This is a genomic window from Streptomyces sp. Ru62 (genome assembly GCF_002920615.1).
Lineage (GTDB): Bacteria > Actinomycetota > Actinomycetes > Streptomycetales > Streptomycetaceae > Streptomyces.
The window spans coordinates 459,456-484,962 of the sequence record NZ_PQSU01000002.1 but is presented as its reverse complement, the minus strand read 5'-3'; the positions used below and the strand labels follow the sequence as shown (position 1 = coordinate 484,962).

Genomic DNA, 25,507 nt, shown 5'->3' with positions numbered 1-25,507 from the left:
TCTCGGCGGCCTCGGCCGATGTCGGCGAACCGGCGGGCGCGGACGCCCGGCGGGCCGCACGACGACGCGGACGCGCGGGAGCGGCTTCCCCGGCGGCGGCAGCCGCTTCGGTCTCTGCGGCCTCGGCGATCACGCCGGTCCCGGTGGCCTCGCTGACGTCCTCGGTCACCCCGGTGACCTCGTCGGCCTCCGCGGCCGGTATGGCCGGCACGGTGACCTCCGCGGGCGCCTCCGCCGCGGCGGGCGGGCCCGCCGGGCGAGAGGCGGCACGACGACGCCTGCGCGGCGGCAGGGTGTCGCTCGGAGTGTTCAGTTCGGAACCCTCAGTGGGTTCGGTCGGTTCGAGCATGCGGGCGTTTCTCCCGTCAGGCTCCCGGGCGCCGCACCTGGTCCGGCACCGGTCTCAGGGGACCGTCCGCCGTTGACGTCCGCGGCCCGCGCGATGCGCGGTGGCCGCCGTCCGGGGCGCGGGCGCCGCACGGGAGCACTCTGTGTCCTGTCTCGCCGGTTCCGTACGCCTTGTCGGTACGGCCTGGCGAAAGTCTTCTGGTCGGTGCGCTGCCCGACCCAGGTGGCTCCCGAGTACGAGGGCGGCGCTACGACGTCCGTCCCTACGCGGGACCTTCCGGCGCCGTCGCGGCGGCGGCCGGCTGGGCCGTCAGGGCCCCGGCAGCCTCGCGGTCGGGCGCGAGCGGGTCGGTCACCGTGCCGGTCTCTTCATCGAACAGCCCCTGCGCCAGCCTGGTCACCGCTGCGGGGACCGGCGGCGCCAGGTCGGCCACGGCGCGGAGACCGGACAGGACGTCGTCGGGTCGTACGGCAGGCGTCACGTGCCGAACAACCAGCCGCAGTATCGCACAGGGCTGGTCGGTCGGCCTATCAGCCGGCGCACCGTGCGTCTCCAGGCTCACCACGGCCGGGCGGGCGTCGAAGGTGCGGACGCCGTTCTTGGTCAACCGCTGCACCTCGACGGCGTCGGCCTTGGTGAAGGCCTCGACCGCGCGCTCGGCGTCGGCCGGGTCGACGCCGTCCAGCCGCAGCTCCCACACGGAGGCCGTCAGCCGGTCGGCGAGACCCGAGGTCCGCGCCTCGACCGCCTCGACGACGTCGAGCCCGGCGGGCAGCGACTCGTCGAGGAGGACGCGCAGGGTCTCGGGATCGCGCGCTTCGGTGAGCGCGATCTCCAGGTACTCCGCCTCACTGCCCGTGCCGGTGGGTGCGGCATTGGCGTACGACACCTTCGGGTGCGGCGTGAACCCGGCCGAGTAGGCCATCGGCACCTCGGCGCGGCGCAGCGCACGCTCGAAGGCGCGCTGGAAGTCTCGGTGGCTGGTGAACCTCAGGCGGCCGCGCTTGGTGTAGCGCAGTCGGATGCGCTGCACCGCGGGTGCGGGCGGCGGGCCTTCGGGCTGTCGCTTGCCCAGTGTCCTAGTCCTTCGTGAGAGCGGTCGTACTCCTACCAAGAGTACGTGTGTCGCGGGCGGTGGGTTCCCGCCGGTCCACCACCACCGGCTGCCGGGGCTCGCCGAACAGCATCCGGCGGACGTCCGCGCGGGCCTGCCGCACGGTGTCCCGGGCCGTGGCCAGTGCCTCCCGCGAGGCCCGGCCCACCGCGCGCAGGCCCTCAGCGAGGGGCCGCAGGACGGCGTCCCGCACGACGTGCCCGACCGGGGTGAGGACGGTCCGGTACACCCGGCGCACCGGGTTCACGAAGATCCACCGGAAGAGGGTCCCCAGTGCGCGCCCGACGGCCAGGGAGATCCGTCCGGCGACCCGCCAGGCGTGTCCGAGGGCCTCCCCCGCCTCGCGCGCGACGACCACGAGGAACCGGCCGGCGGGTGCGAGCACCCAGCGCCACAGCGCGAGCGCGGGCAGCACGAGCAGGACGCGGCCGGTCCAGTACAGGGCCAGGCCGGCCCCGGTGACGACCAGCCCCAGCAGCCACCCCGCTCCCCGGGCGCACCAGGCGACGGCCCGGCCGACGGGTGCGAGGACCCACGTGTACAGCCACCGCGCGGGTACGACGAGCAGGTACCGCAGCAACCAGGCGACGGCCGCGTACGCCCCGGCACCGAGGGCGGCCAGTACCGCGCCGATTCCCTTCAGCAGCCAGGCCAGCGCGTGCCCGGCCGGGGTGAGCAGGCGCGCGTACACCCACGCGAGCCCGGCTCCGGCCCCGCGCGCCAGCCAGGCGAGGGCGTGGCCGACGGGCGTGAGGAGGCAGCGGTACGACCACACGGCCGGCAGCACCAGGAGGACGGTGCCGAGCCAGGCGAGGACCCTGCCGGCGGGCACCAGGACGTACCGCCACAGGCCCACGAAGGGCCACACGAACAGGGCCCGGCCGGCCCACAGCAGGGCCCGCCCGAGCGGCCTGAACACGGTGTCGCGCAGGAACCGCCCGGTGACGACGAGAGCGTCCCACACCATCCGTACCGGCACGACCAGCACCAGGACGACGATCCGCACCGGGAGGCGGACGGCGACGACGAGGCACCCTTCGGGCTGGTGGGAGGCGGGCGGCGGCTTCTGGAGGTCCATACAGGGGTAGACGCGCGGACCGCCCGTTCGGATCCGGTCAGGTCACGCGTGCCTTGTAGGACTCCGGATAGCGTTGTGTGAACTTCACGGCCAGGACCAGCAGGGCGATGGGGACGACCCAGTTGAACCAGTCGTCCTGGGCCGGGTGGCGGACGGCCAGCCAGGTGGAGACCGTCATCAGGGCGAAGGCCACCCCCCACAGGACCGTCAGCACCCGGTTGATGTGCCGGAAGACGGGCGAGTCCCAGAATTCCCGGGGTGTCCGTTCCCTCGCGTACTGCGCGGTGAAGGGGTCGGTGAGCAGCGAGCCGAGCGCCACGACGGCCACCAGCCCGTTCGAGATGACCTGGGCGTACGTCTCCAGCCAGGCGAGTTCCCCGCGGTCCAGGGCCAGCGCCAGGACCGAGAGCACGGCGAAGAACACGATGCCGGTCACGTCGAGGACGCGCAGTGTGCCGTGCAGCATGTCCTGTGCCGACAGGGCGATCGAGGCGATCAGCGCGGCGAGGGCCGCGTACTGCCAGGTACTGGGACTGGCGACCACGCCGAAGATGATCCACGGGGCGAACGAGAAGAAGACGCCACCGGTGCCGACGGGCTTCTCGACCGGGGTCTTCGTCGCCGTCTGCTGGGCCATGGGAAGCCTCCCGTCGATTGGCGCGGCCGCCCCCGTCCTCCCCCTATCGTGCCGCCGGGATGCCGCCCTCCGCCCGCCGTGCGGTCCCGGCGGAGGACCCCTGGCGCGAGCATGTGGTCCGGACGGCGGAGGGCATCCGCAACATCCCGTTCGGTGCGATCACGAGATTCCGTCGCGCTGGACTCGCTCCGTCCCGGCGCCCGGACAACTCGGCCCACGAGCAGGCTGGTTGACACGTCGCACACCGCTCAAGAGCGGTCAGCCGAGGCCTGCGTGTCCCGGGAAAACGCATCCTGATCCGCCCTCCGGAGGGGCGCTCACCCGCTCGGATGCGCTCGGCGAGCAACCGGTCGCGGGGGTGTGCATGGTGAGTCCATGAACACAACACCTCACTCCAAGAAGGCCGTTTCCCGTATCTCGCGACTCTTCGTGGTGAGCGCCGCAGTGGGCATCGCCTGTGCGGCGGGAGTGGCGACCGCCACGTCCGCCGTCGCCGCGACACCCGCCGCGCACGTCGCCACCGCCACCCCCGCCTACGGCGGCCACGGCGGCGGTGGGGACGGCGACGAGTTCCAGTGCGGCAACGGCCTCCTCCCCATCCTCAACTTCTGCAACTGACGGGCGGGCGGGAGTAGTTCCCGCCCGTCAACCACACAACCGCACATGTAAGGTCCACCATCCGACACAGGGCGGCCGGGAACAGGGGCGAACTCCCCTTCCCGACCGCCCTGTCGACCACGTCCGACGGTCAGCGCCCCGCGTCCCAGGGCTACTTGACGCGCCACGCGGAGCGGCTCGACCCCGTTGGCGTCAGTGCGTGTGACCGCTCGCGGCCGGCGTCGGACCCGCGTTCTTCACCGTCAGGGGGAGCAGCTTCTTGCCGGTCGGGCCGATCTGGATGTGGGTGTCCATCTGCGGGCAGACGCCGCAGTCGAAGCACGGGGTCCAGCGGCAGTCCTCGACCTCCGTCTCGTCGAGGGCGTCCTGCCAGTCCTCCCAGAGCCAGTCCTTGTCCAGACCGGAGTCGAGGTGGTCCCAGGGCAGGACCTCCTCGTAGCTGCGCTCGCGGGTGGTGTACCAGTCGACGTCCACGCCGTAGGGGGCGAGGGCCTTGTCGGCGCACCGCATCCAGCGGTCGTAGGAGAAGTGCTCGCGCCAGCCGTCGAAGCGGCCGCCGTCGTCGTACACCGCGCGGATGACCGCGCCGATGCGGCGGTCGCCGCGGGAGAGCAGGCCCTCCACGATGCCGGGCTTGCCGTCGTGGTAGCGGAAGCCGATGGAGCGGCCGTACTTCTTGTCGGCGCGGATCTTGTCGCGGAGCTTCGCGAGGCGCTCGTCCGTCTCCTCGGCGGAGAGCTGCGGGGCCCACTGGAAGGGGGTGTGGGGCTTCGGGACGAAACCGCCGATCGAGACCGTGCAGCGGATGTCGTTCGAGCCCGAGACCTCGCGGCCCTTCTGGATGACGCGGGTCGCCATGTCGGCGATCTGGAGGACGTCGTCGTCGGTCTCCGTCGGCAGGCCGCACATGAAGTACAGCTTCACCTGGCGCCAGCCGTTGCCGTAGGCCGTGGCGACCGTACGGATCAGGTCCTCCTCCGAGACCATCTTGTTGATGACCTTGCGGATGCGCTCCGAGCCGCCCTCCGGGGCGAAGGTCAGACCCGAGCGGCGGCCGTTGCGGGTCAGCTCGTTCGCCAGGTCGATGTTGAAGGCGTCGACACGGGTGGAGGGGAGGGACAGGCCGATCTTGTCGTCCTCGTAGCGGTCGGCGAGGCCCTTGGCGATGTCGCCGATCTCCGAGTGGTCGGCCGACGACAGCGACAGCAGGCCGACCTCCTCGAAGCCGGTCGCCTTGAGGCCCTTGTCGACCATCTCGCCGATGCCCGTGATGGAGCGCTCGCGCACCGGGCGGGTGATCATGCCCGCCTGGCAGAAGCGGCAGCCGCGGGTGCAGCCGCGGAAGATCTCGACCGACATCCGCTCGTGGACCGTCTCGGCCAGGGGGACCAGCGGCTGCTTGGGGTACGGCCACTCGTCCAGGTCCATGACCGTGTGCTTGGACACACGCCACGGGACGCCCGACTTGTTCGGGACCACGCGGGCGATACGGCCGTCGGGGAGGTACTCGACGTCGTAGAACGCCGGTACGTAGACCCCGCCGGTCTTCGCGAGACGGAAGAGGACCTCCTCGCGGCCACCGGGGCGGCCCTCGGCCTTCCACTCGCGGATGATCCGGGTCATGTCCAGCACGGCCTGCTCGCCGTCGCCGATGACCGCCGCGTCGATGAAGTCGGCGATCGGCTCCGGGTTGAAGGCGGCGTGGCCGCCGGCCAGGACGATCGGGTCGTCGATCGTGCGGTCCTTGGACTCCAGCGGGATGCCGGCCAGGTCCAGCGCGGTGAGCATGTTCGTGTAGCCCAGCTCCGTGGAGAAGCTGAGGCCGAACACGTCGAAGGCCTTCACCGGGCGGTGGCTGTCCACCGTGAACTGCGGGACGCCGTGCTCCCGCATGAGCTCCTCCAGGTCCGGCCAGACGCTGTAGGTGCGCTCGGCGAGGATCCCCTCCTGCTCGTTGAGGACCTCGTAGAGGATCATGACGCCCTGGTTGGGCAGACCGACCTCGTAGGCGTCCGGGTACATGAGCGCCCAGCGGACGTCGCACTCGTCCCACGGCTTGACCGTGGAATTGAGCTCTCCGCCGACGTACTGGATCGGCTTCTGCACGTGCGGGAGCAGAGCTTCGAGCTGCGGGAAAACCGACTCGACAGGCATCTCGCGAACCTTCATGAGCTGACAGGGGGGACCATCAAGCCTAACCCGCCCGGCGGCCTCCCCCGAACGCTCAGCGATCCGCCCCGGACCTGATCTCCTTCCAGCGTCCGGGCAGCTCCGCCTCGGTCGCCGCCGCCCGCGCCTCCTCCCTGCCGTACAGCACCCCGTAGGTGAACGCGCTCTCCCCCGCCGCGTGCGCCACCGCCGCGAGCTCGCGGAGGGTGCGGCGGGCCATGACGCTGTCCTGGTGGTCGCCCAGGAGGGTGGTCAGGGACTTCATGGCCTTGGTCAGGGTGCGGGCGGGGGCGCCGAGCGCCTCGGTGGCGGCCTCGGCGGCGTAGCGGGTGCGCTTGGCCTTCTTGCGGGCCTCGTGGAGGGCGAGGTCGCGGTCCTGTCCCGGCGGCAGGGCCAGCGCGTGCTCCACGACCTCGGTCAGCTTCTTCTCGTTCTTGCCCACGGCCTTGGCGAGGGCCTTCCCCGGCTTCCGGCCGGCCGCCTTGCGCAGCGGCGGGTCCGTGAGCAGGGCGTCCAGGGCGTCCAGCAGGGCCAGATAGCGGCGGGAGTCCAGCACGCCGCCGAGGTGGGCGTGGGCGCCGCCGTGCCGGGCCCGGGACCAGGCGGTCAGCCGCTCGGGGACGGGGCCGGTGATCAGGGCGGCCGGGAGCGCGTCGAGGGCGGTGGTCAGGCGGTCGGCCAGCACCTCCTGGTCGCGTTCGACGCCCAGTTCGCCGGCGAGCCACTTCAGCTCGGTGCCGACGGGGTCGGTGACGGTGCGGTCCAGGAGGGCGCCGAAGGTGCGCAGGGTGCTGCGGGCGCGCCGGGTGGCGACCCGCATCCGGTGCACGGCGTCGGGCAGGTCGCGGCGGACGGCGGGGTCCAGCTCGACCAGCGCGTCCCGCTGGGCGCGGAGGTAGGCGAGGACGTGGTCACCGGCGGTCACCGGTGGCGGGGGCCCGGCCTCCTTCCGGCGCCGGCCGCCGGCCGTCTGTTCCAGGGCACGTGCCAGCTTCGACGGCGACCGGGACGGCCGTACGCCCGCCTTGCGCAGCCGCTTCTCCAACCGGTCGAGGAGGGCCGGGTCGCCGCCGTCGGCCAGTTCCACCTCGATCTCGGTCCACTGGGCGACCCCGCCCCTGCCGCTCAACCGCTCGGCGGTCACGGCGTCGACGCTGGCCTCGGCCAGCAGCGCGCCCTCGGTGTCGACGAGGTGCCGGACGTCCCGGGCGGAGCGCAGCCGGACCAGCGGGACGAGCTCGGCGTCCCGGACGCGGGAGCGGACGAGGGCCGCGATCTCCTCGGGGACGGTGTCGGAGAGCGGGGCCTGGATCTCGTCGCGGACTCCGGGGGCGACCGGGAACTTCAGGTGCCAGCCGGCGTCCGCGCCGCCGGTGCGGCGGCGCAGGGTGAGGGCGGCGGCGGCCAGACGTTCGTCGGCGGTGTCGTAGTACGTGGCGTCGAGTTCCATCAGGCCCTTGTCCAGGACGGCTGCCACCGGGCCGACGCCGGTCAGGTCCGGCAGCCCGCTGTCCTCGGACTCGTACTTGCGCTCGATCTCGCGTTTCGCATCCGCCATGCACCGAATCTAGTGTCCGGGGCGCCGGTACGGCAGAGGGCGCCGGGGTCTACGCCGACATGGGCCGTTGCACCTTGATCGACTGCAAGAGTCCCACCGCGACCCACACCGCGAACATGGAGGAGCCGCCGTACGACACGAAGGGCAGGGGCAGACCGGTGACCGGCATGATGCCGAGGGTCATGCCGATGTTCTCGAAGGACTGGAAGGCGAACCAGGCCACGATCCCGGCGGCGACGATCGTCCCGTACAGCTCGGTCGAGTCACGCGCTATCCGGCAGGCGCGCCACAGGAGGACACCGAGCAGGAAGATGATGAAGCCGGCGCCGACGAAGCCCAGCTCCTCTCCCGCGACCGTGAACACGAAGTCGGTCTGCTGCTCGGGCACGAACTGGCCGGTGGTCTGCGAGCCGTGGAACAGCCCGGCCCCGGTGAGTCCGCCGGATCCGATGGCGATGCGGGCCTGGTTGGTGTTGTAGCCGACACCGGCCGGGTCCAGGTCCGGGTTGGCGAAGGCCGCGAACCGGTTGATCTGGTACTCGTCCAGGATGTGCAGCTGCCAGATCGCGATGCAGCCGATGACACCGGCGGTGAGCAGACCGAAGACCCAGCGGTTGGAGGAGCCGGAGGCGAGCAGCACGCCGAGGATGATCGCCACCATGGCCAGCACCGAGCCGAGGTCGGGCATGAGCAGCAGGATCATGATCGGGACGGCGGCCAGGCACAGGGACTGGAACACGGTCCGGTGGTCGGGGTACGGCCTGTCGCCCGCGTCCACCCGCGCGGCCAGCAGCATGGCCATGCCCAGGATGATCGAGACCTTGAGGAACTCGGCGGGCTGGAGCGAGAAGCCGCCGATCACCAGCCAGTTGCGCTGGCCGTTGATCGTGGCGCCGAGCGGGGTGAGGACCACCAGGGCAAGGAGCACCGACAGGCCGTAGAGGATCGGCACGGCGTTGCGCAGGGCGCGGTGGCCGAGCCAGACGGTGCCGATCATCAGGGCGATCCCGATGCCGAGGTTCATCAGGTGCCGGAGCAGGAAGAAGTACGGGTCGCCCTGGTTGAGCTCGGTGCGGTTGCGGGTCGCCGAGTACACCAGCAGGGAGCCCAGCAGGGACAGGGCGGTGGCCGCGAGCAGTATCGGCCAGTCCAGCCTGCGGGTGAGCGAGTCGCGGGCGAAGATCCTGGTCCAGCCGGCCCGCTCGGGGCCGTACCCGGAGACGGAGAAGCTGTTCGCGCCGGTCATGAGGGCATCCTCCGGCTTCCCCTCCTGCGAGACCGCCTGCGGGTGTCACGGTTGCCCGTACCGGGCGAGGGTGTGGTACCCGCGGGCTGCTGGTCGTCGCCGTTGGTCGGGTTGTTCTTCTGCGCGGCCTCGGCGTCCTTCGCCGGGTCGCCGGTGACCTTCGGGGCGGCGATGGTGCCGTCCGTGCGGACCTTCGGCAGGCCCTTCTGCGGCTCGGGCAGCAGCGCCTTCTTGCTGTCGATGGAGCCGTCGCCCTGGACGCCGTAGAGCGCGCTGTAGATGTTGCGCACGGCCTCACCGGAGGCGCCGGAACCCGTACCGGCCTGGGCGATCGTCATGATCACCGTGTAGTCCTTGGAGTAGGTGGCCAGCCAGGACGTGGTCTGCTTGCCGTAGACCTCGGCGGTACCGGTCTTGGCGTGCAGGGGGATCTTGTCCTGCGGCCAGCCGCCGAACTTCCAGGCCGCCGTGCCGCGGGTGATGACGCCCGCGAAGGCGTCGTCCATGCCCCGGAGGGTGGCCTGGCTGACGGGCAGCTTGCCGCGCTTCGTCGGCTTGATCTCCCGCACGGTCTTGCCGTCGGCGCTGATGACCGCCTTGCCGATGGTCGGCTGGTACATCGTGCCGCCGTTGGCGACGGCGCCGTAGATCACGGCCTCCTGGATCGGGGTGACGAGGGTGTCACCCTGGCCGATGGAGTAGTTGATCGAGTCGCCCTCGCGCATCTTGTTGCCTTCGAGGCAGTTCTCGTAGGCGATCTTCTCGACGTAGGAGCCGTCCTTCTTGCCGCTCTTGCACCAGGCGTCCTTGTTCGCCTTCCAGTACGCCTGCTTCCACTGGCGGTCGGGGACGCGGCCGGTGACCTCGTTGGGCAGGTCGATGCCGGTCTCCTTGCCGAGGCCGAACTGGTGGGCGGCCTTGTAGAAGTAGTCCTTCGGCTGGCCCTTCTTGGGATTGATGCCGCCGTCCTTCTTCCACTCCTTGTCGGCCAGGTAGTAGAAGACGGTGTCGCAGGAGACCTCCAGGGCGCGGCCCAGCGGGATCGGACCGAAGTTCTCGCCCTCGAAGTTCTTGAAGACCTGGCCGCCGACCGAGTAGGAGCTGGTGCAGGGGTAGCGGCCGTCGAAGTCGTAGCCGGCCTCGACCGCGGCGGCCGTGGAGACCACCTTGAACGTCGAGCCGGGGGCGGCCTGACCCTGTATGGCCCGGTTGAGCAGGGGGTAGTCCGAGTCCTTGCCGGTGAGGGCCTTGTAGTCCTTGGCGGAGATGCCGCCGACCCAGACGTTCGGGTCGTACGTCGGCGCCGAGGCCATGGCGACGATGCGGCCGGTCTTGGCCTCCATCACCACGACGGCACCGGAGTCCGCCTTGTAGTTGGTGCCGGTGATCTTGTCGAACTGCTGGCGGGCGGCCTTCATCGCCTTGTCCAGCTCGTACTCGGCGACCCGCTGGACGCGGGAGTCGATGCTGGTGACCAGGTTCGAACCGGGCTCCGCCGCATCCGACTTGGCCTTGCCGATGACCCGGCCGAGGTTGTCGACCTCGTAGCGGGTGACGCCGGCCTTGCCGCGCAGCACCTTGTCGTACGTCCGCTCCAGGCCGGAGCGGCCCACCATGTCGGAGCGCAGGTAGGGCGAGTCGGTGTCCTTGGCCTGCTGGATCTCGGCGTCGGTGACGGGCGAGAGATAGCCGAGCACCTGCGCGGTGTTGGACTTGCCCGGCCCCGGGTAGCGGCGGACGGCCTCGGGCTCGGCGGTGATGCCGGGGAAGTCCTCGGAGCGCTCGCGGATCTGCAGGGCCTGCTTGGCGGTGGCCTCGTCGGTGATCGGGATCGGCTGGTAGGGCGAGCCGTTCCAGCAGGGCTGGGGGGTCTTGGCGTCGCACAGCCGGACCTTCTGCATGACCTCCTCGGGGCGCATGCCGAGGACGCCGGCCAGCTTGGTGAGGACGGCCTTGCCGTCGTCCTTCTGCTTCAGCAGGTCGGTGCGGGAGGCGGAGACCACCAGGCGGGTCTCGTTGTCCGCGAGGGGGACGCCCCGGGCGTCCAGGATGTCGCCGCGCACGGCCGGGTCGACGACCTGCTGGACGTGGTTGCCGGACGCCTCCTTCTGGTACTCGGCGCCCTCCCGGATCTGGAGGTACCACAACCGGCCGCCGAGCGTGCCGAGGAGGGAGAGAACGAGGATCTGGATGACGACGAGCCGGATCTGGACCCGTGGGGTCCGACCGGTCTCGGGGATGTTGGTCACTGCGGCTGTCTCCCCCTCTCAGTGCATCTGTGCGGGAACGCGTACGAAGGATGAACGACCAGCCTGTGAACCCGCGTTCCAGGAACGCTGACCCGTTCGAGTGAACTCACCGGAGGCCGACGCACCGGAGGCCGACGCACCGGCGCGGAACTCCCCGCCCCTCACAGTCGCTTGACCCCCTTGATGCGGCCCACCCGGGCGGAGCGCGTGCGCGCCCTGGCCTTCAGGGCGCCCAGGCCGCTGCGCTGGCTGCCGATGCGCAGGCCCGTGCCGGAGGAGAGCCAGCCCGAGGAGATGTCCCCGGCCTTGGCCGCGGGCCCGGTCTCGGTGAGCGGATCGTTGTCGGCGCGGCGGGCCAGCCACATCACGCCGGGCACGACGAACGGGGCGAGCAGCAGGTCGTACAGGGCGGCCGAGAACAGCAGCCCGGGCAGCCCGACATGGCGGGCGGCGGTGTCGCCGACCAGGGCGCCCACTCCGGCGTAGAGCAGGGTGGAGCCGATGGCGGCGGCGACCACGACGGCCATCGGGCCGGTCGCCGACTTCAGCCGGCCGTTCTCCGGCTTGACGAGCCCGGCGAAGTAGCCGATGACGCACAGCACGAGCGCGTACCGGCCGGCCGCGTGGTCGGCCGGCGGGGCCAGGTCGGCGAGGAGACCGGCGCCGAAACCGACGAGGGCGCCGCCGACGTGGCCGTAGACCATCGCCAGGCCGAGGACGGTGAGCAGCAGCAGGTCGGGGACGGCGCCCGGCAGGTGCAGCCGGGCGAGGACGCTCACCTGGATCACCAGGGCCACGACGACCAGCGGGGTCGAGAGCAGGATCCGGTTGACACGCATGGGGATACAGCTCCTACTGCTGCTCGTCGGTGGCGGGGGCGTCGGCCGACGGGGTGACCGTCACGGTCACCGTCGGCGTCGGGACCGGCTTCGGCTTGGCCGGGAGCACGGTGTCCCGCGGGTCCTGCTTCGGCGGCGCGACGACCACGCCGACGATGTCGAGCTTGGTGAAGCTGACGTACGGGGTGACGTACAGCGTGCGGGTCAGGCCGCCGCCGGAGGGGTCGACGCGGGAGACCACGCCGACCGGGACACCGGGCACGAAGGGCTTGTCGGCCTGCGAGCCGAACGTGACGAGCCGGTCGCCCTTCTTCACCTCCGCCTTGCCGTTGAGCAGTTCCACGCGCAGCGGGCGGTCGCCCTGCCCGGAGGCGAAGCCGAGTTCGTCGCCCGCTTCCATGCGGGTGCCGACGGTGAAGTCGGGGTCGTTGGCGAGCAGCACGGTGGAGGTGCCGGGGCCGACGGTGGTGACCCGGCCGACCAGGCCGTCCCCGTTCAGGACGGTCATGTCCCGCTTGATGCCGTCGTTCGCGCCGGCGTCGATGGTGATGGTCCAGGAGAAGCCCTGGGCCGAGCCTATGGCGATGACCTGGGCGCCCTTGATGCCGTACTGCCCCTCGCCGGCCACCTTGAGCAGCTTGTCGAGCTGCGCCAGACGGCTGCGGTTGCGGTCGTCGCTGCCGAGCTTGGCCTTGAGGGCCGCGTTCTCCTTCTCCAGCGCGGCGAGCCGGTCGTGCCGGCTGCCGGAGTCGCGGATCGCGGAGACGGCGTTGCCGACCGGGTCCACCGCGGAGGACAGCCCGTTCTCGACCGGGCCGAACGCCGCCGCGGCGGCGTGCCGGGCACCGTCGACCGGGGAGTTCCGGCCTCCGCGGATGTCCACCGTGATCAGTGCGAACGCGATGGCGACCAACAGGACCAGGAGCAGCCGGCTCTCTTTCGTGTCCCTCACGTGCGGCGGCCGTGCCCTTCCTCAAGTAGGAATTCGTCGGACCCCTGGAGAACGCGCGTACTGTGACGCGGCCCAAGAGGCCCATTCGTGGGAGCTTATGCCTCTATGTCAACGATCCGCCGCACGAGAGGAGAACGTCTCGTACGGCGGAATCGACAAGTCGCGTCATCTGCGCGGCTGGGCGTCCAGGACCTGCTGCAGCGCCTCGAACTCCTCGACGCACTTGCCGGAGCCGAGCGCGACGCTGTCCAGCGGGTCCTCGGCGATGTGGATCGGCATGCCGGTCTCCCGCCGCAGCCGCTCGTCGAGCCCGCGCAGCAGGGCTCCGCCGCCGGTCAGAACGATTCCTCGGTCCATGATGTCGCCGGACAGCTCCGGCGGGCACTTGTCGAGGGTGGTCTTCACCGCGTCCACGATCGCGTTGACCGGCTCCTCGATCGCCTTGCGGACCTCGGCCGCCGAGATGACGACGGTCTTCGGCAGCCCGGAGACCAGGTCCCGGCCGCGCACTTCGGTGTGCTCGTCGGTGTCCAGGTCGTACGCCGAACCGATCGTGATCTTGATCTGTTCCGCCGTGCGCTCACCCAGGAGGAGGCTGTACTCCTTCTTGATGTACTGGATGATCGCGTTGTCCAGTTCGTCGCCGGCGACGCGGATGGACTGGGCGGTGACGATCCCGCCGAGCGAGATGACCGCGACCTCCGTGGTGCCGCCGCCGATGTCCACCACCATGTTGCCCGTGGCCTCGTGGACCGGCAGGCCGGAGCCGATGGCGGCGGCCATGGGCTCCTCGATGATGTGCACCTGGCGGGCGCCGGCCTGGGAGGACGCCTCGATGACCGCCCGGCGCTCGACGCCCGTGATGCCCGAGGGCACACAGACGACGACCCGCGGCCGGGCCAGGTACCGCCGCTTGTGGATCTTCAGGATGAAGTAGCGGAGCATCCGCTCGGTGATCTCGAAGTCGGCGATCACGCCGTCCTTCAGCGGACGGACCGCCACGATGTTGCCCGGAGTCCGGCCGATCATCTTCTTCGCTTCGGCACCGACCGCGAGGATCCCACCCGTGTTGGTGTTGATCGCCACGACGGACGGCTCGTTCAGTACGATCCCGCGACCCCTGACGTACACCAGCGTGTTGGCGGTCCCGAGGTCGACAGCCATGTCACGGCCGATGAACGACATTGAGTTCCCCATCCGGATTCATCTGGCCGTCCTGAGCCTTTGAGGGCATGTCAGGTCGGCGAGGCGGGTGCTGTGACGTGAAGGCTTCCATCGTAAACGCGCCTGCACGAACACTGCGCGAGGGTCTCCGCCATTGTCACCAGATGGCGTGCCGCCCCGCTTGTGGAGACGGGCGTTCGGGGGCGCTCGTTCCCTCAAATGCCAGGACTGTGCCGGAAAGGTCCGGGCGTGGTCCCGGACCCCCTCCGCGGCGGACGGGCGTTACGCGCGGCCCGGGAAGAAGATCTTCACCTCGCGCTCGGCGGACTCCTCGGAGTCGGAGGCGTGGATCAGGTTCTCGCGGACGATCACGCCGTAGTCGCCGCGGATCGAACCGGGCGCGGCGGCGATCGGGTCGGTCGGGCCGGCGAGCCGGCGCACGCCCTCGATGACCCGCTCGCCCTCCACGATCAGCGCGACGACCGGACCGGAGGACATGAACTCCACCAGCGGCTCGTAGAACGGCTTGCCCTTGTGCTCGCCGTAGTGCTGCTCCAGCGTGTCCTGGTCCAGGGTGCGCAGCTCCAGCGCCGTGATCCGCCAGCCGGCCTTGCGTTCGATGCGGCTGATGATCTCGCCGGTCAGGCCGCGACGGACGGCGTCGGGCTTGAGGAGGACGAGGGTGCGCTGGCTCACGAGGGGCTCCTTACACGACTTGCGGGTGCGGTGGGATGAGGTTACAGGGCGTGTCGGGGCCTTTGTTACGCAGCGTCAGCCGTGGAGGAGGAGGACCGGTCCTGGGCCGCGAAGCGGGCCTTCGCCTCGTCCACCTTTCTCCCGAAGTGCACCGACGCCCACCACAGCGCCGCGAACACCGCGCCCAGGAAGTACATGGTCGGGACGAAGACACCGGAGGCGATCAGGGCGAGCTGCAGGGCCCAGCCGAGGGCGACCCCGCCGGGCCGGGTCACCATGCCGCACAGCAGCACGCACAGCAGCATGGCGATGCCGCTGACCGTCCACACCGTCGACGTGGACAGGTCCGGGTCCTTCATGGCGACGAGCCCGGCGAAGCCGATGACGAAGAACTCGCCGATCAGGGTCGATGCACAGAGCGTACGCATCTTCGACTCTCAGCCCTTCCCCAGCAGCAGCCGGGCCTCGCCGACCGTGATGACGGAACCGGTCACCAGCACACCGCCGCCCGCGAACTCGCCCTCCTCCTCGGCCAGCGTGATCGCGGCCTCCAGGGCGTCCGGCAGCCGTGGCTCGACCTGCACGCGCTCGTCGCCGAACACCTCGACGGCGATCGCGGCCAGCTCGTCCGCGTCCATGGCGCGGTGGCTGGAGTTCTGCGTGACGACGACCTCCGCGAAGATCGGCTCGAAGGCCTCCAGCAGCCCGCGCACGTTCTTGTCGCCGCTCGCGCCGACGACCCCGATCAGCCGGGTGAAGTCGAACGCCTCCCGCACGGCCTCGGCGGTGGCCTCGGCACCCGCCGGGTTGTGCGCGGCGTCCAGCACGACGGTGGGAGAGCGCCGTACGACCTCCAGCCGGCCCGGGGACGACACGGCCGCGAACGCCTTGCGCACGGTGTCGATGTCCAGCGGCTCGGCGCGCTGCGCGCCGACGCCGAAGAACGCCTCCACGGCGGCGAGCGCGACGGCCGCGTTGTGTGCCTGGTGGGCGCCGTGCAGCGGCAGGTACACCTCGTGGTACTCGCCGCCGAGGCCGCGCAGCGTGAGGAGCTGCCCGCCGACGGCGACCTGCCGGTCGACGACCCCGAACTCCAGCCCCTCGCGGGCCACCGTGGCGTCGACCTCCACGGCCTTCTTCAGCAGCACCTGCGCCGCGTCCACCGGCTGCTGGGCCAGGATGACGGTCGCGTCCTGCTTGATGATGCCGCTCTTCTCGCCGGCGATCTGCGCGTGCGTCTCGCCGAGCCGGTCGGTGTGGTCGAGGTCGATGGGGGTGACGACGGCGACGTCGCCGTCGATCACGTTGGTGGCGTCCCAGGAGCCGCCCATGCCGACCTCGACGACGGCGACGTCCACGGGGGCGTCCGCGAAGGCCGCGTAGGCCATGCCGGTGAGCACCTCGAAGAAGGACAGCCGGTACTCCTGCTGCCCGTCCACCATCTCGACGTACGGCTTGATGTCCTGGTACGTCTCGATGAACCGCTCGGCGGTGATCGGGGCGCCGTCCAGGCTGATCCGCTCGGTGATCGACTGCACGTGCGGGCTGGTGTAGCGGCCGGTGCGCAGCTCGAAGGCGCCGAGCAGGGCCTCGATCATGCGGGCGGTGGAGGTCTTGCCGTTCGTGCCCGTGATGTGGATCGAGGGGTAAGACCGCTGGGGCTCGCCCAGCACGTCCATCAGCGCGGCGATGCGGCTGACCGAGGGCTCAAGCTTCGTCTCGCCCCAGCGGGTGGCGAGCTCCGCCTCGACCTCCCGCAGGGCCCTGTCGACCTCGGGGTCCTCGGGGCGGGCGGGCACGTCCGCCTGCGGAGGGCCGCCCTGGGTGCGCAGGGTGCGGCTGCCGGCCTCGATGACCGCGAGGTCGGGGTCGCGGGTGGTCTCGGCTTCGATGATCTCGTCGAAGGAGTCGAGGGGGTCGGGGGTGTCGCTGGTGCCGGGCGCTTCGCTCACGGGGCCCAGTCTACGGAGCGGGTGCCTGCGGCGCGGCGCCGGTATGGGGTGGCTTGTCTTGCCGGGCGGGTGCGGGGGCCCGGGCGCGGGGGAGCTCGGGCGCGGTGTGGGGTGGCCGGACGCGGTGTGTGGTGCTCGGGAGCCGTGCGGGGTGTCCTGGGCCGGTCGGCCGGGTGCGGGTGCGTCGTGGCTTGTCGCGCAGTTCCCCGTGCCCCTCCGGGCGCGCCAAGGCCCCCGGAGCCCTGAGGTTCCGGGGGCCTTGAGCAGCGTGCCGGTGCCTACGCCTCCGGCAGCTTCTCCAGCTGCGCGGTGATGCGGGCGATGTCCTCGTCCGCCTTGGCCAGGCGCGTGCGGATCTTGTCCACCACGTTCTCCGGAGCCTTCGCCAGGAACGCCTCGTTGCCGAGCTTGGCCGTGGCCTGGGCCTTCTCCTTCTCCGCGGCGGCCAGGTCCTTGGCCAGGCGCTTGCGCTCCGCGGCGACGTCGATCGTGCCGGAGAGGTCGAGGGCCACCTCGGCGCCCGCCACCGGCAGGGTCGCCGTGGCCGTGAAGCCCTCGCCCTCCGGCTGGAGACGGAGGAGCTGACGGATGGCGGCCTCGTGCGGGGCGAGCGGCGTGCCGTCCAGCGTCAGACGGGCCGGGACCCGCTGGCCGGGCTGGAGGCCCTGGTCGGCGCGGAAGCGGCGGACCTCGGTGATGACCGACTGGAGGGTGGAGATCTCCCGCTCGGCCGCCGCGTCCCGGAAGCCGCTGTCGGTCGGCCAGTCGGCGATGACGATCGACTCGCCGCCGGTCAGCGTCGTCCAGAGGGTCTCGGTGACGAACGGGACCACCGGGTGCAGCAGCTTGAGGGTGACGTCCAGGACCTCGCCGAGGACGCGCTTGGAGACCTCGGCCGGCTCGCCGCCCGCCTGGAAGACCGTCTTGGACAGCTCGACGTACCAGTCGAAGACCTCGTCCCACGCGAAGTGGAAGAGGGCGTCGGAGAGCTTGGCGAACTGGAAGTCGTCGTAGTAGGCGTCGACTTCGGCGACGACGGAGTTGAGGCGGGAGAGGATCCAGCGGTCCGTGGCCGACATGGCCGACGGGTCCGGCAGGGGGCCGTCCACCGTCGCGCCGTTCATCAGCGCGAAGCGGGTCGCGTTCCAGATCTTGTTGGCGAAGTTGCGGGAGCCCTGGACCCAGTCCTCGCCGATCGGCACGTCGACGCCCGGGTTGGCGCCGCGGGCCAGCGTGAAGCGCAGGGCGTCGGAGCCGTACTTGTCCATCCAGTCCAGCGGGTTGACCGCGTTGCCGAAGGACTTGGACATCTTCTTGCCGAACTGGTCGCGGACCATGCCGTGCAGGGCGATGGTGTGGAACGGCGGGGTGCCGTCCATCGCGTACAGGCCGAACATCATCATCCGGGCGACCCAGAAGAAGAGGATGTCGTAGCCGGTGACCAGGACGGAGTTCGGGTAGAACTTCGCGAGCGACTCGGTCTGTTCGGGCCAGCCCAGCGTGGAGAAGGGCCACAGGCCGGAGGAGAACCAGGTGTCGAGGACGTCGGTCTCCTGGTGCCAGCCCTCGCCGGCCGGCGGCTCCTCGTCCGGGCCGACGCAGACGACCTCGCCGTCCGGGCCGTACCAGACCGGGATGCGGTGGCCCCACCAGAGCTGGCGCGAGATGCACCAGTCGTGGAGGTTGTCGACCCAGTCGAAGTAGCGCTTCTCCATCTCCTGCGGATGGATCTTGACCTTGCCCTCGCGGACGGCGTCGCCGGCAGCCTTGGCCAGCGGGCCGACCTTGACCCACCACTGCATGGACAGGCGCGGCTCGATGGTGGTCTTGCAGCGCGAGCAGTGGCCGACGGAGTGGACGTACGGCCGCTTCTCGGCGACGATCCGGCCCTCGGCGCGCAGCGCGGCGACGATCGCCGAGCGGGCCTCCAGGCGGTCCATGCCCTGGAAGGGGCCGTGGACGGTGATCACGGCGTGCTCGTCCATCACGGTGATGGTCGGCAGGTCGTGGCGCTGGCCGATCTCGAAGTCGTTCGGGTCGTGCGCCGGGGTGACCTTGACGGCGCCGGTGCCGAACTCGGGGTCGACGTGCGTGTCCGCGACGACCGGGATGGAGCGTTCGGTCAGCGGCAGCCGGATCAGCTTGCCGACGAGGTGCTTGTACCGCTCGTCGTCCGGGTGGACGGCGACGGCGGTGTCACCGAGCATCGTCTCGGCGCGGGTGGTGGCGACGACGATGGTGTCGTCCCCCTCGCCGTACTTCATGGAGACCAGTTCGCCGTCGTCGTCCTGGTACTCGACCTCGATGTCCGAGATCGCGGTCAGACAGCGGGGGCACCAGTTGATGATGCGCTCGGCGCGGTAGATCAGCTCGTCGTCGTAAAGCTTCTTGAAGATGGTCTGGACGGCCTGGGACAGGCCCTCGTCCATGGTGAAGCGCTCACGCGACCAGGCGACGCCGTCACCGAGGCGCCGCATCTGCCCGGAGATCTGCCCGCCGGACTCGGCCTTCCACTGCCAGACCCGCTCGACGAAGGCCTCGCGGCCCAGGTCCTGCCGGGACTTGCCCTCCTTGCCCAGCTCGCGTTCGACCACGTTCTGCGTGGCGATGCCGGCGTGGTCCATGCCGGGCTGCCACAGCGTCTCGTAGCCCTGCATCCGCTTGCGGCGGGTGAGGGCGTCGATGATCGTGTGCTCGAAGGCGTGCCCGAGGTGCAGGCTGCCCGTGACGTTCGGCGGCGGGATGACGATCGTGTACGGCGGCTTCTCGCTCTTCGCGTCCGCCTCGAAGTAGCCCCGCTCTACCCAGCGCTCGTACAGCGGCCCCTCTACATCGGCCGGCGCGTACTGGGTCGGCAGTTCGGTGTCGGGCGCGGGTGGCTGCTGCTGAGCGTTCTCGGTCACGCAGGTCAGTTTAGAGGTGTCACGGGGTGGTCCCGAAACGCCTTTGTTCTGTAACGGTGCGGCCCCCGGTGCCGTGCCGTTCCCGTGCCTGGGTCAGGATGTCAGGAACACATAAGCTTCTGGAGGGGAACCCAGGAATGAGCAACAACCAGCCGGGCCCGTACGGCCAGCAGCCCCAGCAGCCGGGTCCGTACGGCCAGCAGGGGCAGCCTGGGCCGTACGGCCAGCCGGGCCCCTACGGCCAGCCGCCGCAGGCTCCCCAGCCCGGCTACGGCTACCCCCAGCAGACCCCGCAGACCCCGCAGCCGGGCTACGGCTACCCGCAGCAGGGCGCGCCGCAGCAGCCCGGCCCGTACGGCCAGCAGCCGAACCCTTACGGGCAGCAGCAGCCGGCCTACGGCATGCCGCAGGCACCGCAGCCGGCCGGGGGCAAGAAGAAGACGGGCCTGATCATCGGCGCGGTGGCCGTGGTGGCGGCCGTGGCGGTGGGCGCGTACTTCCTGCTGAGCGGGAGCGGCAGCGGCGGCGTGGCGGACGACGGACCGCACAAGCTGACGACGCCTGCGACCGTGCTGTCCGAGTACAAGAAGTCCAAGGGTGACAGCGGCAGCATGACGGACAGCGACCTGAAGGACGCCGAGAAGTGGGGTGTGCACGACCCCAAGGACGTCAGCGCCGCGTACGAGGCCGGGGACCCGGACAATCCGCTGAGCAAGAAGGGGCTCAACTTCGGCGGTGTCTACGGCACCATCGACGACCCCGAGAAGACCGTCGACGCGATGTTCGCGTTCTTCAAGTCCGAGTCGCAGAAGGACAGCGACAGCAAGGACGTCGCCCTGAAGGGCGAGCCGAAGGAGTACACCCCGGCCGGGCTCGACGGCGCGATCCTCAAGTGCCAGCAGGCCACGGCCCCCACCGGCGCGGGCAGCGGCGGACCGAAGGACGTGACGCTCACGATCTGCGTCTGGGGCGACCACAGCACCATAGGCATGGTCATGCCGATGGACTTCGCCAACCTCGCGGCGGGCCGGAGCAGCGACCCGGCGAAGGACGCGGAACTCACCGCCAAGTTCCGCGCGCAGGTCCGCGTCAAGAGCTGACGCGTTCCCCGGCGACGACGAAGGGGCCCCGGTCGGTCGACCGGGGCCCCTTCGTGCGTGACGGGTGCGGCTACGCCGTCTTCTGCTCCCCCGAGCCCCGCCCCCGGGCGTCCCTCGGGATCAGGGTCGGGTTGACGTTGGAGAGGACCACGTCGGCGGTGATGACGACGCGGGCGACGTCCTTGCGGGACGGGACCTCGTACATCACACCCTGGAGGACCTCCTCCATGATGGCGCGCAGGCCGCGGGCGCCGGTCTGGCGGAGGATGGCCTGGTCGGCGATGGCCTCCAGCGCCTCGCGCTCGAAGTCCAGCTCCACGCCGTCGAGTTCGAACAGGCGCTGGTACTGCTTGACCAGCGCGTTGCGGGGCTCGACCAGGATCTTCAGGAGCGCTTCGCGGTCCAGGTTGTGGACCGAGGTGATCACCGGCAGGCGGCCGATGAACTCGGGGATCATGCCGAACTTGACCAGGTCCTCCGGCATGACGTCCTCGAAGACGTCCTTCGACTCCAGCTCGCGCTTGGAGAGGATCGTGGCGCCGAAGCCGATGCCCTTCGCGCCGGCCCGCGCCTCGATGATCTTCTCCAGACCCGCGAAGGCGCCGCCCACGATGAACAGCACGTTCGTCGTGTCGATCTGGATGAACTCCTGGTGGGGGTGCTTGCGGCCGCCCTGCGGCGGGACCGAGGCCGTGGTGCCCTCCAGGATCTTCAGCAGGGCCTGCTGGACACCCTCGCCCGAGACGTCACGGGTGATCGACGGGTTCTCGCTCTTCCGCGCGACCTTGTCGATCTCGTCGATGTAGATGATCCCGGTCTCGGCCTTCTTGACGTCGTAGTCGGCCGCCTGGATGAGCTTGAGGAGGATGTTCTCGACGTCCTCGCCCACGTAGCCCGCCTCGGTCAGCGCCGTGGCGTCGGCGATCGCGAACGGGACGTTCAGCATGCGCGCCAGCGTCTGCGCGAGGAGCGTCTTGCCGGAGCCCGTGGGGCCCAGCAGCAGGATGTTGGACTTCGCCAGCTCGATGGCGTCGTCACGGCCGCTCGCGCCGCCGTTCTCGCCCGCCTGGACCCGCTTGTAGTGGTTGTACACCGCGACGGAGAGCGCCTTCTTGGCGGCCTCCTGGCCGACCACGTAGCCCTCAAGGAACTCGTAGATCTCGCGGGGCTTGGGCAGCTCCTCCCAGCGCACCTCGCTGGTCTCCGCGAGCTCTTCCTCGATGATCTCGTTGCAGAGATCGATGCACTCGTCGCAGATGTACACACCGGGCCCTGCGATGAGCTTCTTGACCTGCTTCTGGCTCTTGCCGCAGAACGAGCACTTGAGCAGATCGCCGCCGTCACCGATGCGTGCCACGGTGTGCTTCCCCTTCGCCTGGGAGACGCCTGGACGCTATGAGTCCAGCGGCTCCTGGTGCTGCCTTATGTCCGACGGTACCTTGCCGGGCCCGGTGTTCGGGCCCCCCTTGGCAGGGTTCACTTTGACGTGCACCGTGCCAAGAGGGGCCCCACGTGCGTGGTTGCGCTGTCAGCGGACCGCGCTGTTGTTCAGCTTGCGGGTGGAGATGATCTGGTCGACGAGGCCGTACTCCAGCGCCTCCTCGGCCGTGAGGATCTTGTCCCGCTCGATGTCCTCGCGGACCTGCTCGATCGGCCGGTTCGAGTGCTTGGCCAGCATGTTCTCCAGCTGCTCACGCATCCGGGTGAACTCGTTGGCGATGATCTCCAGGTCGGAGAGCTGGCCGCGGCCGGTGGAGCCGGCCGGCTGGTGGATCAGCACCCGGGAGTTCGGCAGCGCCATGCGCTTGCCGGGGGTGCCCGCGGCGAGCAGGATGGCCGCGGCGGAGGCCGCCTGGCCCATGCAGACCGTCTGGATGTCGGGCTTCACGAACTGCATCGTGTCGTAGATCGCCGTGAGGGCGGTCATGTCGCCACCGGGGCTGTTGATGTAGATCGAGATGTCCCGGTCCGGGTCCATCGACTCCAGGCACAGCAGCTGCGCCATGACGTCGTTGGCGGAGGCGTCGTCGATCTGGACGCCCAGGAAGATCACGCGCTCCTCGAAGAGCTTCGCGTACGGGTCGTACTCGCGGATGCCCTGGGAGGTGCGCTCGACGAAGCGCGGGATGACGTAGCGGCTGTCGGGGCGGGGCCCTTCGTACATGCCGCTGGCGGCGCCGGGGAAGTTGCTCATGGGGTTCACCGTCCTGGTGGCGTTCGGGGGGCTGGTGTCTCGGCGGTGCGTGGCGTGGCCGGACCGGTCAGGCACCGGTGCCGCCGCCTCCCGGAACACCCGAGGCGTGCGTGATGATCTCGTCAATGAGACCGTACTCCTTGGCCTCCTCCGGGGTGAACCAGCGGTCGCGGTCGCCGTCGCGGATGATCGTCTCGACCGTCTGGCCCGAGTGGAGGGCGGTCAGCTCCGACATGCGCTTCTTGGTGCGCATCAGGTACTCGGCCTGGATCTTGATGTCCGAGACCGTACCGCCGAGGCCCGCGGAGCCCTGGTGCATCATGATGTCCGCGTGCGGCAGGGCGAAGCGCTTGCCGGCCGCGCCGCCGGTCAGCAGGAACTGGCCCATCGAGGCGGCCATGCCCATGGCGATCGTCACCACGTCGTTCGGGATGTACTGCATGGTGTCGTAGATCGCCATGCCGGCCGTGACCGAGCCGCCCGGGCTGTTGATGTAGAGGTAGATGTCCTTGTCCGGCTCGGCGGCAAGGAGCAGCAGCTGCGCGGTGATCTTGTTGGCGATGTCGTCGTCAACCTGCTGGCCGAGGAAGATGATCCGCTCGTTGAGCAGCCGGTTGTAGACCTGGTCGCCGAGGCCACCACCGATGGAAGGCTCGCCGGCGGCGGAGGGCATCAGATTCGTCACGTATCCACCTGCTCGTCTTACGACGGCGCCGGGCCGTCTCATTGTTCTGCCTTTCATGGACCCTAACGCGACGTTCCCTCCGGGGAATCCCGGTAAGTGAGCTGTTCGCTGTGAGCGCAGGTCGCTCAGCGGGGGCGCCGGGGAATGCCCGCCACGGCCGTGCCGGGGCAGGCGGCGGGGGACGGGTCCGGGGGAAGGCGACGGGCCCCGGGGGAAGCCCCCCGGGGCCCGTCGTACGTGCCTCACAGGCGCCGCAGGGCCGCTCAGCCCTCGGTCTTCTCCTCGGCGGAGTCGGACGCCTCGGTGGCCTCGGCCTCGGCCGGCGCCTCCTCGGTCTCCTCCTCGTCGTCCAGGTTGACGACCTCGCCGTTGGTGTCCTTCACCGTGGCGGACTCGACCACGACGGCCAGGGCCTTGCCGCGGGCGACCTCGCCGACCAGCAGCGGCACCTGGCCGCCCTCGACGACGGCCTGGGCGAACTGGTCGGGGGACATGCCGGAGGAGGCCGCACGCCGCATGAGGTGCTCGGTGAGCTCCTCCTGGTTGACGTTGAGGTTCTCCTTCTTGACCAGCTCGTCGAGGACGAACTGGGTCTTGATGCCCTTGACCGCGGCCTCGCGGGTCTCGGTCTCGAACTCCTCGGCGGTCTTGCCCTGGATCTCCAGGTACTTGTCGAGGGTGAGGCCCATCTGCGCGAGCTGGTGGTGCTCCAGGTTGTGCTTGCGGGTGTTGATCTCGTCCTCGAGGAGCTTCTCGGGGACCGGGACCTCCACCAGCTCCAGCAGCTTCTCCAGGACGCGCTCCTGGGCCTGCGTGGCCTGGTCGAACTGCTTCATGTTGGTGAGGCGCTTGCGGCTGTCGGCCTTCAGCTCCTCCAGGGTGTCGAACTCGGAGGCCAGCTGCGCGAACTCGTCGTCCAGCTCGGGCAGTTCGCGGGCGGCGACCTGGGTGACCTTGACGGTGACCTCGGCCTCCTTGCCCGCGGCGGAGCCGCCCTTCAGCTCGGAGGTGAAGGTGGCCTCCTCACCGGCGGACAGGCCCTTGACGGCGTCGTCGATGCCGTCCAGCAGCTCGCCGGAGCCGATGGTGTAGGAGACGCCGTTCGCGATGCCGTCCTCCAGCACCTCGCCGTCGACCTTGGCCTCCAGGTCGATGGTGACGACGTCGCCGTCCTCGGCGGCGCGCTCGACCGGAGAGGTCGACGCGAAGCGCTCACGGAGCTGCTCCACGGACTTCTCGATGTCCTCGTCCGTCACCTCGACGGCGTCGACCTCGACCTCGATGCCGGAGTAGTCCGGGATCTCCAGGGCCGGGCGGACGTCGACCTCGGCGGTGAAGTTCAGCGTCTCGCCGTCCTTCAGCTCGGTGATGTCGACGTCGGGCTGGCCCAGCGGGCTCAGCTCGGCCTCGTTGACCGCCTCGGTGTAGAACTTGGGCAGCGCGTCGTTGACGGCCTCCTCCAGCACCGCACCGCGGCCGAACCGCTGGTCGATCACGCGGGCCGGGATCTTGCCCTTGCGGAAGCCCTTCACCGTGACCTGCTGGTTGATCTTCTTGTACGCCGCGTCGAGGCTGTCCTTGAGCTCCTCGAAGGGCACCTCGACAGTGAGCCGAACCCGGGTCGGGTTCAGGGTCTCCACGGCGCTCTTCACGGTTCGGTCTCCTTGTGGCTGACTTCTCGGGTTCTGCCGGAGCCCGATGGGTCCGGCGGATTTCGCCGCCCGGAGGAGTACGTAGGCCGTGAGGGCCGGGACACACGGGCGCGCAGCTTGCATAGTAACCGCAGCCGGTCGGCGCCCCAAAAGGCGATCACCGCGACGTCACTGAGCCGGACGTCACGAGCCGGTGGTCGGGGTGGCGGGATTTGAACCCACGGCCTTCCGCTCCCAAAGCGGACGCGCTACCAAGCTGCGCCACACCCCGTCTGGTGCGACACGTAGGGTACATGCCCGGGCCCGATCCGTCGGCCGCATTCTCCGGGGCGGGACGCGCGGTGCGACGGGG

21 protein-coding genes and 1 tRNA gene are annotated in these 25,507 nt (G+C 70.4%); 2 read left to right on the top strand and 20 right to left on the bottom strand.

What is annotated here, in order from left to right; translation table 11 throughout:
• The 4 genes from C3492_RS04605 to C3492_RS04590 all read right to left on the bottom strand — a co-directional run.
• Positions 1-349, bottom strand: a 349-nt coding sequence (locus C3492_RS04605) for a hypothetical protein (RefSeq protein WP_146075642.1), incomplete at its 3' end; no start/stop codon positions are given.
• Between the two features lie 262 nt (positions 350-611).
• Entirely contained in the window at positions 612-1,382 is a 771-nt protein-coding gene (locus tag C3492_RS04600; RefSeq protein WP_103810408.1) for a TIGR03936 family radical SAM-associated protein, read from the bottom strand.
• 46 nt (positions 1,383-1,428) lie between these two features.
• Positions 1,429-2,541 carry a hypothetical protein gene (locus tag C3492_RS04595; protein ID WP_103810407.1) on the bottom strand — a complete coding sequence of 371 codons (1,113 nt, stop codon included), beginning with the start codon at positions 2,539-2,541 and terminating at the stop codon, positions 1,429-1,431.
• A 37-nt stretch (positions 2,542-2,578) separates the two neighbouring features.
• Positions 2,579-3,178 carry a hypothetical protein gene (locus C3492_RS04590; RefSeq protein ID WP_103810406.1) on the bottom strand — a complete coding sequence of 200 codons (600 nt, stop codon included), beginning with the start codon at positions 3,176-3,178 and terminating at the stop codon, positions 2,579-2,581.
• A gap of 375 nt (positions 3,179-3,553) precedes the next feature.
• On the opposite strand from C3492_RS04590, the gene C3492_RS44100 reads away from it, so the two are divergent.
• Positions 3,554-3,796 carry a hypothetical protein gene (locus tag C3492_RS44100; protein ID WP_146075641.1) on the top strand — a complete coding sequence of 81 codons (243 nt, stop codon included), beginning with the start codon at positions 3,554-3,556 and terminating at the stop codon, positions 3,794-3,796.
• 192 nt (positions 3,797-3,988) lie between these two features.
• Here C3492_RS44100 and C3492_RS04585 read toward each other — a convergent pair whose 3' ends face one another.
• The 11 genes from C3492_RS04585 to C3492_RS04535 form a co-directional block, all read right to left on the bottom strand.
• Entirely contained in the window at positions 3,989-5,950 is a 1,962-nt protein-coding gene (locus C3492_RS04585; protein WP_103810405.1) for a TIGR03960 family B12-binding radical SAM protein, read from the bottom strand.
• Between the two features lie 70 nt (positions 5,951-6,020).
• Positions 6,021-7,523 (bottom strand): CYTH and CHAD domain-containing protein, encoded by a 1,503-nt coding sequence (locus tag C3492_RS04580; protein WP_103810404.1) that lies wholly within the window; start codon positions 7,521-7,523, stop codon positions 6,021-6,023.
• Positions 7,524-7,572: 49 nt separating this feature from the next.
• Positions 7,573-8,769, bottom strand: coding sequence for a rod shape-determining protein RodA (gene rodA / locus C3492_RS04575; protein WP_103810403.1), 1,197 nt, complete (start codon positions 8,767-8,769; stop codon positions 7,573-7,575).
• A complete protein-coding gene (mrdA, locus tag C3492_RS04570) occupies positions 8,766-11,018 on the bottom strand; it encodes a penicillin-binding protein 2 (protein ID WP_103810402.1) in 2,253 nt (750 codons plus the stop codon). The genes rodA and mrdA overlap by 4 nt, the downstream gene beginning before the upstream one ends.
• Before the next feature lie 161 nt (positions 11,019-11,179).
• Positions 11,180-11,857, bottom strand: a complete 678-nt coding sequence (gene mreD / locus C3492_RS04565; RefSeq protein WP_103810401.1) for a rod shape-determining protein MreD — start codon at positions 11,855-11,857, stop codon at positions 11,180-11,182.
• A 13-nt stretch (positions 11,858-11,870) separates the two neighbouring features.
• Positions 11,871-12,809, bottom strand: a complete 939-nt coding sequence (gene mreC, locus C3492_RS04560) for a rod shape-determining protein MreC (protein WP_103810400.1) — start codon at positions 12,807-12,809, stop codon at positions 11,871-11,873.
• 165 nt (positions 12,810-12,974) lie between these two features.
• Positions 12,975-13,994 carry a rod shape-determining protein gene (locus tag C3492_RS04555; RefSeq protein ID WP_014672705.1) on the bottom strand — a complete coding sequence of 340 codons (1,020 nt, stop codon included), beginning with the start codon at positions 13,992-13,994 and terminating at the stop codon, positions 12,975-12,977.
• A 261-nt stretch (positions 13,995-14,255) separates the two neighbouring features.
• Entirely contained in the window at positions 14,256-14,669 is a 414-nt protein-coding gene (gene ndk / locus C3492_RS04550) for a nucleoside-diphosphate kinase (protein ID WP_103810399.1), read from the bottom strand.
• A gap of 65 nt (positions 14,670-14,734) precedes the next feature.
• Positions 14,735-15,097 carry a DUF4233 domain-containing protein gene (locus tag C3492_RS04545; RefSeq protein ID WP_103810398.1) on the bottom strand — a complete coding sequence of 121 codons (363 nt, stop codon included), beginning with the start codon at positions 15,095-15,097 and terminating at the stop codon, positions 14,735-14,737.
• 9 nt (positions 15,098-15,106) lie between these two features.
• Positions 15,107-16,621: a folylpolyglutamate synthase/dihydrofolate synthase family protein gene (locus tag C3492_RS04540; RefSeq protein WP_103810397.1), complete on the bottom strand. Its 1,515-nt coding sequence runs from the start codon at positions 16,619-16,621 to the stop codon at positions 15,107-15,109.
• 278 nt (positions 16,622-16,899) lie between these two features.
• On the bottom strand, positions 16,900-19,524 hold the full coding sequence (locus tag C3492_RS04535) for a valine--tRNA ligase (RefSeq protein WP_103810396.1): 2,625 nt from the start codon (positions 19,522-19,524) through the stop codon (positions 16,900-16,902).
• Positions 19,525-19,661: 137 nt separating this feature from the next.
• On the opposite strand from C3492_RS04535, the gene C3492_RS04530 reads away from it, so the two are divergent.
• Entirely contained in the window at positions 19,662-20,624 is a 963-nt protein-coding gene (locus tag C3492_RS04530) for a hypothetical protein (protein ID WP_103810395.1), read from the top strand.
• A 70-nt stretch (positions 20,625-20,694) separates the two neighbouring features.
• On the opposite strand, the gene clpX is transcribed toward C3492_RS04530, so the two are convergent.
• The 5 genes from clpX to C3492_RS04505 all read right to left on the bottom strand — a co-directional run bounded on the left by clpX (position 20,695) and on the right by C3492_RS04505 (position 25,426).
• Complete coding sequence (gene clpX, locus C3492_RS04525) at positions 20,695-21,981, bottom strand: ATP-dependent Clp protease ATP-binding subunit ClpX (protein ID WP_030648610.1); 1,287 nt, start codon at positions 21,979-21,981, stop codon at positions 20,695-20,697.
• Between the two features lie 171 nt (positions 21,982-22,152).
• Positions 22,153-22,818: an ATP-dependent Clp protease proteolytic subunit gene (locus C3492_RS04520; RefSeq protein ID WP_030648613.1), complete on the bottom strand. Its 666-nt coding sequence runs from the start codon at positions 22,816-22,818 to the stop codon at positions 22,153-22,155.
• Between the two features lie 67 nt (positions 22,819-22,885).
• Positions 22,886-23,491 (bottom strand): ATP-dependent Clp protease proteolytic subunit, encoded by a 606-nt coding sequence (locus C3492_RS04515; RefSeq protein ID WP_181140197.1) that lies wholly within the window; start codon positions 23,489-23,491, stop codon positions 22,886-22,888.
• A 275-nt stretch (positions 23,492-23,766) separates the two neighbouring features.
• Positions 23,767-25,155 carry a trigger factor gene (gene tig, locus C3492_RS04510; RefSeq protein ID WP_103810393.1) on the bottom strand — a complete coding sequence of 463 codons (1,389 nt, stop codon included), beginning with the start codon at positions 25,153-25,155 and terminating at the stop codon, positions 23,767-23,769.
• Between the two features lie 194 nt (positions 25,156-25,349).
• Positions 25,350-25,426, bottom strand: a tRNA-Pro gene (locus C3492_RS04505).
• Between the last annotated feature and the right edge of the window lie 81 nt (positions 25,427-25,507).

Excerpts from the sequence above, each read along its gene's own strand:
- C3492_RS04595 (WP_103810407.1), bottom strand. The coding sequence starts at position 2,541 with ATGGACCTCCAGAAGCCGCCGCCCGCCTCCCACCAGCCCGAAGGGTGC.
- C3492_RS04590 (WP_103810406.1), bottom strand. The coding sequence starts at position 3,178 with ATGGCCCAGCAGACGGCGACGAAGACCCCGGTCGAGAAGCCCGTCGGC.
- C3492_RS44100 (WP_146075641.1), top strand. The coding sequence starts at position 3,554 with ATGAACACAACACCTCACTCCAAGAAGGCCGTTTCCCGTATCTCGCGA.
- C3492_RS04585 (WP_103810405.1), bottom strand. The coding sequence starts at position 5,950 with ATGCCTGTCGAGTCGGTTTTCCCGCAGCTCGAAGCTCTGCTCCCGCAC.
- C3492_RS04580 (WP_103810404.1), bottom strand. The coding sequence starts at position 7,523 with ATGGCGGATGCGAAACGCGAGATCGAGCGCAAGTACGAGTCCGAGGAC.
- rodA (WP_103810403.1), bottom strand. The coding sequence starts at position 8,769 with ATGACCGGCGCGAACAGCTTCTCCGTCTCCGGGTACGGCCCCGAGCGG.
- mreD (WP_103810401.1), bottom strand. The coding sequence starts at position 11,857 with ATGCGTGTCAACCGGATCCTGCTCTCGACCCCGCTGGTCGTCGTGGCC.
- C3492_RS04555 (WP_014672705.1), bottom strand. The coding sequence starts at position 13,994 with ATGTCGTTCATCGGCCGTGACATGGCTGTCGACCTCGGGACCGCCAAC.
- C3492_RS04545 (WP_103810398.1), bottom strand. The coding sequence starts at position 15,097 with ATGCGTACGCTCTGTGCATCGACCCTGATCGGCGAGTTCTTCGTCATC.
- C3492_RS04530 (WP_103810395.1), top strand. The coding sequence starts at position 19,662 with ATGAGCAACAACCAGCCGGGCCCGTACGGCCAGCAGCCCCAGCAGCCG.
- C3492_RS04520 (WP_030648613.1), bottom strand. The coding sequence starts at position 22,818 with ATGAGCAACTTCCCCGGCGCCGCCAGCGGCATGTACGAAGGGCCCCGC.
- C3492_RS04515 (WP_181140197.1), bottom strand. The coding sequence starts at position 23,491 with ATGCCCTCCGCCGCCGGCGAGCCTTCCATCGGTGGTGGCCTCGGCGAC.